Raw genomic sequence first — 13,232 nt, 5'->3', positions numbered from 1 at the left:
GGCCGCGGGTATTCCCGGCCCGACTACACCAGCACCGACCCGCGGATGCAGGTGGTCGAGTCACCGCCTATCCAAATGTCCCCGCCCTCGGCGCTGATGTGTACCCGGCCCGCCCTGCCCAGCATGGTTCCCTGGGCAGCAACATACTGCTTGGGCGCTCGTCCGCTGCCGATCAGCCACTGCGCTGCACCGGCGTTGAAGCTGCCGGTGACAGGATCTTCCAGGGCGGCATCGCCTGGGATGAAGGTGCGGACTTCGAAATCGGTGCCAGCGGGCCCTTGTTCGGGGCCTATGACACCGAGCTTCAGGCTCCCCATGGCCACGAAATCGGGCTTGAGCGCCCTGACCTGTTGGGCGGAACGAAGCAGCACACCGATCCATTCGGGGCCATTTACCAACCATGAGGCGTCCAGCAGCTCGGCATCAGGCAGCCCCAGGGACGCCCCAATTTGGCGCCTTAGGCTTTCATCCACGGGACCAAAGCGCGTCAGTGGCGGTGCCGCGAAGGCCAGCCGGCCGTCGTCAGACTTCACCCGGACAAGGCCGGCAGCGCACTCCTGCACAAGAAAGCCATCGGACTGGGGCATGCCGCCGGACTCGAGCCAGGTGTGTGCCGAACCCAGTGTGGGGTGGCCCGCGAAGGGAAACTCTTCATTGCCGGTGAAGATCCTGACCCGGTAGTCGGCGCGGGAATCCGTCGGGGGCAAAAGGAAGGTGGTTTCGGACAGATTGGTCCAGTTGGCGAACTGCTGCATCTGCTCGGCAGTCATCCCCTCGCCATCCACGACGACGGCAAGCGGGTTGCCGCGGTACGGCTCACTGGAGAAGACATCGACCTGGTGGAAGGGGCGGCTGCGGGGGGCTTCGGAAGTCACCGGTGCAGGCTATCACCGCCAGTGACTGGCAGCACGCGGCGCACAAAAAACCCCCGCTGCCGGTGTCCGGCGGCGGGGGTCTCCCGTGCAGTCAGGGCTGTTGGCCTAAAGACTACTTGCTTGCTATGACGTCGAGTTCGATGACAGCAGCAACATCCTCGTGCAGACGGACGTTTGCCTGGTATGAACCAACGGACTTGATGTGCACGGGCAGTTCAACCTTGCGCTTGTCGATGCTGCCGAGGCCAGCGGCCTCAACGGCAGCAGCAACGTCGCCCTGCTTGACGGTGCCGAACAGGCGTCCGGTTTCGCCGGCCTTGACAACAAGCTTGACGGGCTTGGACTGCAGTGCGGCAGCCTGCTTCTGAGCATCTTCCAGGGAAGCGTGCTCGCGGGCAGTGCGGGCAGCCTTGATGGACTCAACCTGCTTTTCGCCGCCCTTCGTCCAGGTCAGGGCGAAGTTGCGGGGCAGCAGGTAGTTACGTGCGTAACCGTCCTTGACCTCAACAACGTCGCCAGCAGCACCGAGACCGGTTACTTCGTGGGTCAGAATGAGCTTTGCCATGTTAGTTAATCCCTTCCTTAGCCGCGGCCAGCGCCGGAGTAAGGCAGCAGGGCAACTTCGCGGGCGTTCTTGATCGCCTGGGCGATCTTGCGCTGTTCCTGCACCGTAACGCCAGTAACGCGACGGGCGCGGATCTTGCCGCGGTCGGAGATGAACTTGCGCAGCAATGCTACGTCCTTGTAGTCGATGACAGTGATGTCAGCGGCCTTCAAGGGGTTGGACTTTGGTTTGGGCTTACGGAGTTCAGCCTTAGCCATCGTGGAGCTCCTATTCTAGGGAGCCCGTGGATCGTAATCCACGGGATGGTGGTGGTCCGACGGCGGCATCCGCACAGGTGCCAAAGGCAACCGCTGCGGTCCCGGCGTCGGGCCTTAATTAGTGTTTTAGAAGGGTGGTTCAGAATCCGGGCCGTTGCCCCAGCCGCCTGCGTTGGACACTCCGGGCGTTGCCCAGGGATCGTCCTGTGCAGCCTGCTGGTTGCCGCCGCCCCATCCTCCGCCGGAGTTGCCGCCCTGGTTTCCACCAGGGTTGCCTCCCCCGAAGCCGCCGCCGCTGTTGCCGCCGCCGAAGCCGCCCTGACCCCCGCCGGAGCGCTGGGTACGGTTGACCTTGGCGTTGGCATAGCGCAGGCTTGGGCCGATTTCGTCGACCTCAAGCTCGATGACGGTGCGCTTTTCGCCTTCTTTGGTTTCGTAGGAACGGCTCTTCAGGCGGCCGGTGACAATCACGCGCATGCCCTTGGTGAGGGACTCGGCGACGTTCTCGGCTGCTTCACGCCAGACGGCAGCGCGGAGGAACAGGGTTTCCCCGTCCTTCCACTCATTCGACTGACGGTCAAAGGTGCGCGGGGTGGAAGCGATGGTGAAGTTCGCTACTGCCGAACCGGACGGTGTGAACCGCAATTCCGGGTCATTGGTGAGATTACCGATGACCGTAATGGTGGTTTCGCCTGCCATCTACTGCCTCCTTGTTCGAGCCTTGGGTGAAGAGTGCGTTTCCTGCGGGGTAAAGAATGAAGTTCGGTGCTGAAATTACTCAGCAACAACCTTCTGCTCTTCAGGGCGGATGATCTTGGTGCGCATGATGGTCTCGTTAAGAGACAGCTGGCGGTCAAGTTCCTTGGCGGTTTCCGGCTTGGCGGTGAAGTTCACCACGGCGTAGATACCTTCAGACTTCTTCTTGATGTCGTAAGCCAGACGGCGACGGCCCCAGATGTCAACCTTTTCGATGGTTCCACCATCGTTGGTGATGACGTTCAGGAACTTCTGAAGCGACGGCTCAACGGTACGCTCTTCGACCTCGGGGTCGATGATTACCATCAATTCGTAAGGACGCATATGTGAACCCACCTCCTTTGGGCTAAGCGGTTACGGCATTTCCGTAACAGGAGGTTCATTTGCGATACCGTGCGAAGCCCCGCCGACGGAACGGAGGCAGGACGCAGCACAGACTTCAATATCTTAGTGCATATGGACCGGATAGGCGATTCGCGCTTGACTTCGAGCCTAAACCGCCACCGTTGCGGGCGGGTAGAGCATGGGGTTGTATGTGGAAAACTGCCCGCCCGATAGCATGCAGCCGGACCGGGACCGTACCCAGGACCCCTGAAGGACTGGCCGCATCAGCAGCATCAGTGCGGCTGGGCGGCGGCTGCCCGCAATGACTGGGGTGAATGCAACGAGGAACTTCCATGCTCCACGGGATATTCGAACCCCAGATGTCTCTGGTGCGCGTTGTGGATCGAAGCTATATTGGCAAGCAACGGCTGGGTACCGTTACGGACGCGCTAAGCGGACCGGCACTTGACAAAGGGATACAGGTCTCCTTCTTCGATGGATGGGGACCACATGTCGTTAGTTGGCCGAAGCAGGGAGCTGGAGCGGATCCTTTCCGTGATCCGGGGGCCCAAGGAGTCCTCACTTGCCGTTGTAGGCATGCGTGGGGTGGGAAAAACATCGCTGTTGTCTGAGATCCCAAGGCTCTCCGACTACCCGAATGTCTTCCTGCGGGCAAGCGCATCAGAATCCGACTGGCCGTTCTCCGGCCTGACAGCACTCCTGAGCGGAATCGAGGTTCCCGCCCTCAACCGCTTTGCCGACGAGCTGCTTCGTCATTCCGCCAGCGCCATCGACGTCCCCACGGCCTCCGCGATGCTCCTCAGCGGCCTGCAACAGCGCTCGTCTTCAAGGATGGTCATTGTCATTGACGACGCTGACCAGCTGGATCCCAGCAGCCAAGCGGTGATCGGATACCTGGCGCGCCGCCTTTCCCGAACCGACACCGCGCTGATCGTCAGCATGCGTGAAGAAGCTCATGACGGCAGGTTCACGGGCCTGCCAACCCTTCAACTGAGGCCCTTGAGCTACAACGACACCGTCCGGATGCTCGAGTCAATCCCGGCACCCCAGACCGCTACAGCCGCCGTCCATACGGTTGCCGCCGCGACCAAAGGCAACCCGCTCGCCGCCGTCGAGCTCTACACCTGCCTGCTTCAACGGCAGGCGGAAGGGAAATATGCACTTCCGGTGCCACTGCCCTGCAAGGGCAGCTTCAAATCCGAGTTCGCTGCGACAGTAGGAGGGCTGACCCAGGACGCCCGCCGCGTGCTGGACCTCCTCTCGTTGTCCTACCGGAGCGACATCGCGACGCTGGAAAAGATTTGCGACCAGCTGTGGCCCGGGATTGATGAACTCCTGGCCGCCGGGTTGGTCAGCAGGGCCGGATCACATGTTCGGATCCAGGACCAGCTGCTCCGCGGTTACATCTTCGCGGCGATGACGCCGTCACTGCGTACGGCCAACCACCGGGCTATCGCGGAAGCGGCCGGTACCACCGACCGCTATGCCCGGCGGTGGCACCTCAGCTTTACCGCGTTAGAGCGGCAGACGCCGTTCGGGCTCCTCCAGCTCGCCGTTGACCTCATCCGCACCGGGGCAATCACCTTCGCCGTCGAATACATTGAACGTGCCCTTACCATCAACCCTTGGGAGGCCGGTACTGCCGTCCGTCTCGCCACCTTGGCTGAACTGCTGTTCAACAGGGGTGAGTTTGTCTACGCAAAGCGCTACCTGGCCTGGGCACAGCGGTTAACGAATAACCCTGCCCTGGTCCTTCGCCTGACCGGACTTGCCTTCCAGATCCAGTTCATCCAGGGAGCCTCGGTACGCTCCAGCCTGGTGCTGCGCCTGGTGAGGGATTTCGGCCAGCACGATCGCGGATTCGCCTCAAGGCTGCTGGCCATCGGTTCCCTCTACTACGCAGAGCGCTGGGAGCTGGAGGACGCAGTCAACCTGCTGCAGTACAGCGAGAAGTTCCGAAATTCCGCGTCCCTGGACTGCCTGGAGATTATGGGACGCGCCAGGCTACTCATTGAGGCCATCGGCGGAAACACGGAACAGGTGGGCCGTAACCACGAGGCTGGCGGAAGTGACACGGTGGCGGCGCTCCTGGTCCAGGGCCGCTCCCTGAGCTATGCGGAACACCATGAGCTCGCCCGGGAGGCGTTCACCATGGTCGGCAACTCCAGTGACGCGAACAACACCATCTGGCGGGAAACCGCAGCCTTCCTTGCGGTGGACAACGAGATCCGCGCCGGTAATGTCCGGCAGGCAATCAAACTCATAGAAGACTTGGAACTTTCTGAGCCGGAGACGAAATACCATCGCGGGATGCGGCACATGTTCCGGGTGTGGCGGGCGCACGCTTTGGGTGACGAAGCGCTGGCACGCGTACATGTGGCGGAGGCGCAGCATTCCTCCGGCCCTGAAAGCCATCCGGCTATCGCTGCCCAACTGGCCGCGTACCAAGGGCACTTTGCTCTCATACGCGGCAACCTCGCGGAGTCATTCGCGCAGTTGTCCCGGGCTGCTGAGATCGGCATGGTCTTCCGCAACCCCACCCTGCTGCGATGCGAGGCGGACCTGGTGGAGGTTCTCGTTCGGCTGGGACGGCACCAGGAAGCCACCCAGGCGCTTGCCCGTTTAGAGAGCCGTTCGGTGGGCCTGCGCTCACCCTGGCTCATGTCCGCTGTTGCCCGTAGCCGGGCCATGCTGGCCGACGGTGAACAGTCCCTGCAGCTGTTCAACCAGGCGCTGGAGGGCAGGATCTCACGCCAGGCCGTGCTGGAAAGGGCCCGGACAACCCTCTGCTACGCGGAACGCCTGGGTGCATTCGGCCGGCTGCGCGAAGCCCGGGACGGGCTGCTGCGCGCGAAAGTGATGTTCGACGAAGCCGGAGCCGATGCCTGGACCCAGCAAGTGGATTCCCTGCTGCTGGACGAGCGAGTGGAGCCCATGCCCGCCGCTGGCAACCCCGCCGTGCTCATGCTCGCTGACCATGAATGGGCACTGGCAAAAATGGTGGCGCGAGGGATGCGGAACAAGGAAATCGCAGCCAAGCTTTACGTGTCCGTCCGGACCGTGGAAGTGCGCCTCACTGCCATCTACCGAAAACTGGGCGTGGAATCACGCGCCCAGCTGACCGCCCTGGCAGCAGGTAAGGAAGCTACGGCGCGCGAGCCATACGTCATGCCCGTCCTCTAGGCGAGCCTGGGTCAATTGCGCCATCACCGCAGGTACCCGCAGTTTCCACACTGTTCAGTCCACGCGCCCACAGAGACTTGGCTTTCCCCGCCATAGCCAGCTTCGCCGGAGTAATTTTGCATCACAGCCTGAGCACAGTGGGCACATGCGGAAGGGGTAATCATGGTCGAGGCACCAGTTGCCGGGTCCCAACGCGCTGGGCGGGACTCATCGTCATGACAAGGAAAGTGGGTGCCCGGTGAGCACGGAAGCAGCCCTCGCCCGGATCAGCGTTTTGAAGCCCTGGCTCGGTGAGGAGGAGGCAAGGGCCCTTGCAGAGGTGCTTGCCTCCGGCTGGATAACCCAGGGAGCGAAGGTCAAGCAGTTCGAAGCGGACTTCAGCGCCGCGCAGGAGGTTCCTCACGCCGTAGCGACGTCCAGCTGCACCACTGCGCTGCACCTCGCCCTGGTGGTGGCCGGCATCGGCGCCGGGGACGACGTCGTCGTGCCTTCCCTTGCTTTTATTGCCACCGCCAATGCAGTGACGTATGTCGGTGCACGTCCGGTGTTCTGCGATGTTGACCCGGCCACGGGCAACGTGACCGCGGAAACTATCCGGGCAGCGCTCACGCCGGACACGCGGGCTGTGATCGTGGTGGATCAGGGCGGCGTCCCGGTTGACCTGGACCCGATCCGCGAGCTGTGCGACCGGCACGGGATCACCATCATCGAAGACGCCGCCTGCGCCATAGGTTCCCGCTACAGAGACAGGCCTGTGGGCACCTGGGCGGACGCGGCCGTGTGGTCGTTCCACGAGGGCAAAATCCTCACCACGGGTGAAGGCGGGATGGAGCGGGTTATGACGTGCATCCGTGCGGCCGCGGGAGCGCGGCCGTGAGTGAACTCATCCTCATCGCAGCGACCGGCCTGGCCCGCGAGGTCCTGGCCATGGTGCGCGGCAGTGGCCAGTATGACGTCGTGGGCCTGCTCGATGACGACAAGGAAATGGCGGGCGTCACAGTAGATGGCGCGCCGGTCCTTGGCAGCATCGATGATGCCCCCAAGTACACACACGCATTTGTCCTCGTATGTATCGCGTCCGGAAGGGCGAGGGAGGCGGTGGTGGAGCGCCTGACAGTCATGGGCCTGCACGAGGCCCGCTACGCCACGGCAATAGACCCCACCGTGCAGCCCCCCGAGGGGTGCAGGATCGGGCGCGGCAGCATCCTTCTGCGGAACGTAACCCTGACGGCCTCGGTCACCTTGGGGTCCCATGTGGTGGCCATGCCTTCAGTGACCTTCACCCACGACGACGACGTGGCGGACTTCGCCACGTTCGCCGCCGGGGTGTCCGTGGGCGGAGGGGTACGGATCGGGCGGGGGGCCTATCTGGGCATGAACTCCAGCGTCAGGGAACGGACATCGGTGGGGGAGTACGCCACCGTCGGCATGGGTGCCGCCGTACTGAGCAATGTCCCCGACGGCGAGACCTGGGTAGGCGTCCCGGCCCACCCAATCGACCCGGACGCGTTCGGCCTGGGGAATGGACGATGAGGGCGCCCGTTTCAACTGGATGCCGGGCCCCCTCCGATCCGTATCGCGGGAGGTGCAGCGCCGCCACGCCGGCCACGTCGCACGCCGTACTGCTCAGTCCGCACGCCAGTACCGCAGACCACCGGTGACAGCGCCGCTGGGGGCAACCTCAACCACCGCATACGGAAATGCGCCGCGGTCGGCCTGGTCAGGGCCGCCACCACGGACGTCCGAAGACCACGTGCCGGTGTTGACGTATCTGGTGGGCGAAGCAGGGATTTCCGACTCGAGGGCCCTGTGGGTGTGGCCCGAGATGTACCAGGCAACGCCGGAACCATATGCCTCAAGGGTACGTGCAACCCGGCCCGCTGCCGGAGGGGCGTCCTCACCGGTGGCTCTGAGCCCGGCAGCTCCTAACAACATGCGTGACGCTGCGACCGGGAGCGCCGACACGGTCCGGAACCGGGACAGGCGTGCCAGGTCCCGGACTGCCGCCCCGTCGAGCGCGAGCCGCAGCGACTCGGTCTGCAACAGCTCGTCATACCCCAGTTTTCGGACGCGACGTTCCGCGCGCTCCGACGCCAGGCAGGCCCGCGCAAGGGCCCCGGCACGGCTCAGACGTGGTTTCGGCGGATAGCTGTGCCACGCGGCAAGCGGTGGCTTATCAAGCCCGTCCGTGCCGTTGATTGCTGTGCGGAGGACCTCGGGTATCCGGTGCAGCGCGTGGTGTTGGTGCCCGTGCTCGGCCACGAGCACCTGGGGCACGTGCAGGAACCAGGGGTGCACCCGGACCTGGCTGGGCCCGGCGGGTGACAGCAGCGCCGACAGGCGGGCGGCAACCGAGGGCCGGGCCAGTTCCACGTCGTGGTTACCGCATACAAAGTGCAGCTGCACACCCCCCGCCGCGCACGCCTTCAAAGCTTGGAGCGTCATGGGGTGCCGGGTGAGGATGGACTCGAGCCGGGCCAAGCTCTCGTCCTCCCCCAGACTGACAAGTTCAAAGGTGTCCCCGACGAAAACGACATGCTGCTGCGAACCGGAGGCTGCAAGCACCTCGCGGCGAAGGAACCCAGGCAGCACTTTGCCGGGGCGCCGCGGGTCCTCCTCTGAGATGCCGAGGTGGAGATCACTGAGGAGCAACCACCGCACTGCCCGGTTCACGTGAGCAGCTCCAGCAGGCGTGGAAGGAAGAGGAGCAGGCACACTATCCATAAGACGGCGACGGCAATGCGGCCCGCAGCTTGGCCGAAGTGCCTTGGGCGGGTGGCTTGCCCTAGGTCCGGCCCGGCATGCCGGACCTCAAGGGTAACGAGGGTGACGAGCAGGACGGCAGCCATTAACAGTCCCGCAATGTCGATCAACTCAATTGCCATTTTGCCTCCTGACGTACGCGTGCGACGCACGCAAGCACGGTGATAAGACTCATCGTGAGGACGCACGCCTGCCACGACCACACGGCGAGGTAGAACATCGTCGTGGACACAGCCGTCAGCGCGGCGAGGCCGAGCGCCGGCACGAGAAGCGCGGCGAGCGGGAGGTCGGTCACCTGGGTGAGCCGGGCAAGCGCGTGCCCCGGGAGCAGCACCAGGACGACTGTCACCGCCACTGCCTGCAGCGGTGTCGGCAGCCCCAAGAGCGTTACCAGCGCCAGCGCGACGGCCGCGAGGCCGACCGCGGCGGTGGGCCGACTGACACTCCTCATGGCGTCACCCGATAGATGCGTGCATCCGTGTTACTGAATACAAGCTCCACGCCGTTCTGCATGCTAAGCCACTCCTCAAACTCTGCGAATCCTTGGGTGCTGCTGTCACCCTGTAGCACCACACTCGCCTCTGTCGACCGCATGAAGAGCAAGTGGGCGCCGTTCGGGTTCTGCGCAGCGTAGTTGTAGACGATCGGACCGCACGTCGCCGTCGTGAAGTCCTCCTGGCACAGATCATCCATCGTCCGGTACCGGTGTTCGAGGTAGGAATCGCTGCGCCAGGGCGTCGGATGGGCAGCAGAGAGGATTGTCGAGCCAGGAGGCGCGAGACGCTCCACGGTGGCGACTGCATCCATCTCACTGTCGGTGAAGACGTCATACTGGGCGTTTCCGAACCGGCCGGTCACTGTCAGCACGGCCAGCAGGAAACAGGTGAGCGCAAGGCCTCCCGCCGCCCGCGGAGACGGTTGTGTGCTGCCGTCTCCCGGAAGCAGGACCGAGCAGGCCAGCAAGGCGATGAAGGGCAGCGCGAACAAAGAAACGCGGATCAGCATTTCGCCGCCGTACGCCTGTGCGGGGAAGAGCAGCAGTGGGGAAACGGCGAGGAGGACCACCCTCATGTCGAGGCGCCCTCTGCGCCAGGCGAGCACCGCCCCCACAGCGGCAAGCACCCACAGCACAACTGTGAGAACGACCCGAAGCTGCACCACGAGCAGATGCCCGGCAGTCCCGCTCACACGCTCGACGACGTTCGCCTCAGCCGCAATCTGCAGTCCTGCGTCCTCAATGGGCGGGTGCCCGGCCAAGTAAGTACTCGCGGGGTAGACAAGCCAGAGCACCAGCACGACGCCGGCGATCAGGGGCAGGCGGCTGGGCCACACACGTCCGCTCAGGGTGAGAGTGGTAATGACAATGAGCAGCATGAAGGGCGTCAGCTGGTGGCTCGCGGTGATGACCGGGATGAGCAAGAGGACCACGGCGAGAGCGCCCACCCGGTGCCCGGGGCGGGGCTCGGCCGGTGACCGCCCCCGCCACCAGGCAGCCAGGGCGGCACGTCGCAAACCGGGGAACTTGTCGGACCGGGCGGCCAACGGACCGACGAGCATCGCAACCACGACAAAGTACAGGAAGACGCCGAAGGCCTGCGGGGACAGGTAGTCCTGGTCCTGCCAGTTGCCGAGGCAGAAGAGCCACAAAACGAGCCAACGCCGCCGCGGATCCCGGGTCAGATAACCGGTGATCACGGCCACGGCAGCGAGCCACAGACCCACATTGAACACAGGTGCCCACAGAGCAACGGTCACCGGGTCGAGACCGGTTGCCTCAAGCACCGTCGCCAAAAGGGCGAAGAAGCCCGGCCAGTTGAAGTACGCGTCGATATTCGGATCGACCCGCTGCATGTCACTGAGGGCGTCGGCAATGCCCAGGTGACGGAAAGCCACCTCACCGCGAGGGACATCTGTCACGAGCGCTGCGACCCCAAAAAGCACGATCACTTGCACCGCGAGGAGCCACATCATGACAGGGCGGCTCGCTGGACCCGTGGCGTCCCCCCGCAGCGCCACGAAGAAGGTGGCGTTCAGCAGCAGGACCCCCACCCAGTACGGGTAAGGGAGTACAGCCGCAAGTCCCAGATCGCTGCTTACGGGCAGGACCACAGAGGCGGCGGCCCCCACGGCAAGGGCCAGCGACACGAGGCCCGCGAGCGAGAGCCACAGGTCACGGGTCTTCCAGCGCCGCTCTGTGCGGTTGGGCGTATCAAGTGTGCTGGTCATGTTACCTCCTGTTTAACGCGCCGTAGGACTGTGACCAGCCGAAGGCCGACCGCCAGGGCTCCGATTGAGAGCACTACCAGCCACGTCAGGGCCATGGCGCTGGCACCCCTTTCGGCGGCGGACAGTGCTGAGCCGCAGAGGGCAATTGCAAGAACCACGCCCACCGTGATGGCCTCAACGTAGTGGCCACGGGCCCGGCACACAGCGTTGTAGGCCTGGAGCACCGCATAGGCAACCACGCCGGCGGCCAGCCACCGGAGCGCGTCTGTTGATGCCTCGGCGTACCGGTGCCCCAGCAGATGGAGCAGCGGGCGGGCGAAGACGATAAGGACGGCGGCAGCCAGGCCTCCTATCGCGAGCGACCAGCGGAGAGTCGCCCACGTAGTCGAGACGAGGCGGGCAGGCTCCCGGACACCCTCGGAGAACTGAACAATGCCCATCAGCATGGGCGCTGTGTAGGCAGCCCACGCCATCATCCAGGCCGGATACCAGTAGGCAGCGGCTTCCGGTGCCACCATATGCGCGAGCAGGGGCGGCAACAGCAGCCCGGGGGCGCGCTCGGTGAGGGTGAGGAGCTGGTTTGGAATGCCCAGTGCCAGCAGCGGACGGCCGCGTGCCGGATGCAGTGACGGACGAGGCCGGTAGCCGACGAGCCTTCTCAGCTGAATCATACCGACCAAGCACGTCAGGGCCGTGCCGACGGTCCAGCACGCCATCAGCACGTCCGCCGACGAACGGTGCACCTGCCAAGCCACCACTGCCACAGCCCCAAGTGAAACCAGGCCGCCCAGCGTGTACCGCAGGGTCGCACTGGCACCGCGCCCTAGCGCCACGAGCGCCTGGTCCAGCACGGTGCCCAGTGTCCCGGTGACGGCGGCAAAAATGAACATGAGCCAAAAGAGCACCGATACCGATGCCGTCTCCGGGGCCACGACCGCCTCCAGCACGAGGTACCCGAGGGCAAGAGCCGTGCTGGCTACAGCCACAATGGCGAGCGCCGCGTCCAGCACGCGGGCGGGAGGTTCACCCCGCCCCACTGAAACGATCACTGCCGACCCGGCGCCCAGCACCGCCAGCTGTGCACAGATCAAAACTGCCGAGACCGCTGCCGTGGTGAGCCCGACCTCACGGTCGGTCGCCGCGTGCGCGGCCACCACCCAGAAGGCGAAACCCGATCCCGTCTGGGCGCCCTTGGCCAGAATGAGGCCGAATGAGCTGCGCAGGGCGGAGTGCCGGACGGGCATGCCGTCCAGGGGGGGTTTTCCTCTGACAATACTCACGAGGAGATGCCCTTGACCACGCCCGCGTAGTTGTACCAGCAGAAGGCCGCGTAGTAACGCAACCACCGGGGTTGGCCCTTGACGAGGCTCAGGGCGCTACCCCGGACTGCCGCGGCGGCGGGAAGCAGCGCGAGCCTCGCACCACGCCAGCCGTGCTTGCGGATCATCTTGCCCAGTCCCGTTCCGTCCATCATGAACTGGTCCAGTGCAAAGTCGAAGTCGTCGGCGGCGAAGCGATGTTCAACCGCGACGCGCCGTGACACCCCCGTTCGCAGCCCTGCGTTCCGCATCCGCCAGCGCAGCTCGATATCCTCGCCGGACTTGAACGAGTCGTCGAAACCCAGACTCAACATAAGTTCACGGTCGACGATAGTTGCTACGAGCCCGAACCAGTTGCGGCTCCGTCCGGTGCGGTGGTGATGGGCGAGCGCCTGTCCCCAGTAACCCGGACCAGCGACACTTTCCAGGCCGGCCTGGAGGGCGTCGTAGCCGTCCTCCACCAGCTCCGCGAGCAGGTCCGCCACCCCGGTGGGTGCGAAGACGACGTCCGCGTCGACGAGCACGACCCAAGGGGTGTTGCTGTTTCGAACCCCTAAAGTCCGGGCCCAGGGCAGGCCGCGACCCTCGTCACTCAGGACCCGGGCACCGGCCGCCCGTGCGATCTCGACTGTCCGGTCCGTGGACAAACCGTCCACCACGATGATCTCGGCAACGCCGGTCCGACGCAGGGCGTCCAGGCAGCCCGGAAGCAAGTGCTCCGCGTTGCGGGCGGGAACGACGGCGGTGACTTGGGCAGGGCTGTGAGTCACTGTCTCTCACCCCTCAGGCCTGGTCGTCCAGGACTGACGGCAGCAGCTCTTCAAGGTGCCGGACAATATCATCCGACGCCTCGTCCGCCGAATATGCGGACGGCACTTGCAGCAGGTGGCACGGACGTCCGTTCAACGCTTTGTCCAGCACAAGCCCCTTCGCTGCAAAGTGA

General features: G+C 64.6%; 13 protein-coding genes and 1 pseudogene. 3 read left to right on the top strand and 11 right to left on the bottom strand.

What is annotated here, in order from left to right; translation table 11 throughout:
• Positions 1–23 precede the first annotated feature (23 nt).
• From FDW84_RS12720 to rpsF, 5 genes are all read right to left on the bottom strand, one after another.
• The gene (locus FDW84_RS12720) at positions 24–875 is read right to left on the bottom strand and encodes a PhzF family phenazine biosynthesis protein (RefSeq protein ID WP_138609908.1); all 852 of its coding nucleotides are present in this window, start codon (positions 873–875) and stop codon (positions 24–26) included.
• Between the two features lie 112 nt (positions 876–987).
• Positions 988–1,440 carry a 50S ribosomal protein L9 gene (gene rplI, locus FDW84_RS12715; protein ID WP_138609907.1) on the bottom strand — a complete coding sequence of 151 codons (453 nt, stop codon included), beginning with the start codon at positions 1,438–1,440 and terminating at the stop codon, positions 988–990.
• 17 nt (positions 1,441–1,457) lie between these two features.
• Positions 1,458–1,697, bottom strand: coding sequence for a 30S ribosomal protein S18 (gene rpsR, locus FDW84_RS12710; protein ID WP_003800144.1), 240 nt, complete (start codon positions 1,695–1,697; stop codon positions 1,458–1,460).
• A gap of 126 nt (positions 1,698–1,823) precedes the next feature.
• A complete protein-coding gene (locus FDW84_RS12705) occupies positions 1,824–2,396 on the bottom strand; it encodes a single-stranded DNA-binding protein (protein ID WP_138133575.1) in 573 nt (190 codons plus the stop codon).
• Between the two features lie 75 nt (positions 2,397–2,471).
• Complete coding sequence (rpsF, locus tag FDW84_RS12700; protein WP_138609906.1) at positions 2,472–2,777, bottom strand: 30S ribosomal protein S6; 306 nt, start codon at positions 2,775–2,777, stop codon at positions 2,472–2,474.
• A 495-nt stretch (positions 2,778–3,272) separates the two neighbouring features.
• Here rpsF and FDW84_RS12695 point away from each other — a divergent pair, with 495 nt between their 5' ends.
• From FDW84_RS12695 to FDW84_RS12685, 3 genes and pseudogenes are all read left to right on the top strand, one after another.
• Entirely contained in the window at positions 3,273–5,981 is a 2,709-nt protein-coding gene (locus FDW84_RS12695) for a LuxR family transcriptional regulator (protein ID WP_240721502.1), read from the top strand.
• Between the two features lie 238 nt (positions 5,982–6,219).
• Positions 6,220–6,810: pseudogene (locus FDW84_RS12690) on the top strand (DegT/DnrJ/EryC1/StrS family aminotransferase); the annotation flags it as partial.
• A 44-nt stretch (positions 6,811–6,854) separates the two neighbouring features.
• Complete coding sequence (locus tag FDW84_RS12685; RefSeq protein ID WP_138609904.1) at positions 6,855–7,514, top strand: NeuD/PglB/VioB family sugar acetyltransferase; 660 nt, start codon at positions 6,855–6,857, stop codon at positions 7,512–7,514.
• A 93-nt stretch (positions 7,515–7,607) separates the two neighbouring features.
• Here the strand turns inward: FDW84_RS12685 and FDW84_RS12680 are convergent, their stop codons facing one another.
• The 6 genes from FDW84_RS12680 to FDW84_RS12655 are packed head-to-tail and all read right to left on the bottom strand — an operon-like array spanning position 7,608 to position 13,059.
• Complete coding sequence (locus FDW84_RS12680; RefSeq protein ID WP_138609903.1) at positions 7,608–8,654, bottom strand: metallophosphoesterase family protein; 1,047 nt, start codon at positions 8,652–8,654, stop codon at positions 7,608–7,610.
• Positions 8,651–8,866 (bottom strand): hypothetical protein, encoded by a 216-nt coding sequence (locus tag FDW84_RS12675; protein WP_138609902.1) that lies wholly within the window; start codon positions 8,864–8,866, stop codon positions 8,651–8,653. The genes FDW84_RS12680 and FDW84_RS12675 overlap by 4 nt, the downstream gene beginning before the upstream one ends.
• The gene (locus FDW84_RS12670; protein WP_138609901.1) at positions 8,851–9,195 is read right to left on the bottom strand and encodes a hypothetical protein; all 345 of its coding nucleotides are present in this window, start codon (positions 9,193–9,195) and stop codon (positions 8,851–8,853) included. The genes FDW84_RS12675 and FDW84_RS12670 overlap by 16 nt, the downstream gene beginning before the upstream one ends.
• Entirely contained in the window at positions 9,192–10,970 is a 1,779-nt protein-coding gene (locus FDW84_RS12665; protein WP_138609900.1) for a glycosyltransferase, read from the bottom strand. Before FDW84_RS12665 ends, FDW84_RS12670 begins: the two co-directional genes overlap by 4 nt.
• Positions 10,967–12,250 carry a lipopolysaccharide biosynthesis protein gene (locus tag FDW84_RS12660; protein ID WP_240721501.1) on the bottom strand — a complete coding sequence of 428 codons (1,284 nt, stop codon included), beginning with the start codon at positions 12,248–12,250 and terminating at the stop codon, positions 10,967–10,969. The genes FDW84_RS12665 and FDW84_RS12660 overlap by 4 nt, the downstream gene beginning before the upstream one ends.
• A complete protein-coding gene (locus FDW84_RS12655; RefSeq protein ID WP_138609899.1) occupies positions 12,247–13,059 on the bottom strand; it encodes a glycosyltransferase family 2 protein in 813 nt (270 codons plus the stop codon). Before FDW84_RS12655 ends, FDW84_RS12660 begins: the two co-directional genes overlap by 4 nt.
• Positions 13,060–13,232: the final 173 nt, after the last annotated feature.

Source organism: Pseudarthrobacter sp. NamE5, assembly GCF_005796225.1.
Taxonomy (GTDB): Bacteria; Actinomycetota; Actinomycetes; order Actinomycetales; family Micrococcaceae; genus Arthrobacter.
Note: the sequence above shows the minus strand (reverse complement) of the source record. Positions and strands in the feature narration are given on the sequence as shown.

Coding starts and splice junctions, on each gene's coding strand:
- FDW84_RS12705 (WP_138133575.1), bottom strand. CDS start 2,396: ATGGCAGGCGAAACCACCATTACGGTCATCGGTAATCTCACCAATGAC.
- FDW84_RS12695 (WP_240721502.1), top strand. CDS start 3,273: ATGGATGGGGACCACATGTCGTTAGTTGGCCGAAGCAGGGAGCTGGAG.
- FDW84_RS12665 (WP_138609900.1), bottom strand. CDS start 10,970: ATGACCAGCACACTTGATACGCCCAACCGCACAGAGCGGCGCTGGAAG.
- rpsF (WP_138609906.1), bottom strand. CDS start 2,777: ATGCGTCCTTACGAATTGATGGTAATCATCGACCCCGAGGTCGAAGAG.
- rplI (WP_138609907.1), bottom strand. CDS start 1,440: ATGGCAAAGCTCATTCTGACCCACGAAGTAACCGGTCTCGGTGCTGCT.
- FDW84_RS12670 (WP_138609901.1), bottom strand. CDS start 9,195: ATGAGGAGTGTCAGTCGGCCCACCGCCGCGGTCGGCCTCGCGGCCGTC.
- FDW84_RS12675 (WP_138609902.1), bottom strand. CDS start 8,866: ATGGCAATTGAGTTGATCGACATTGCGGGACTGTTAATGGCTGCCGTC.
- rpsR (WP_003800144.1), bottom strand. CDS start 1,697: ATGGCTAAGGCTGAACTCCGTAAGCCCAAACCAAAGTCCAACCCCTTG.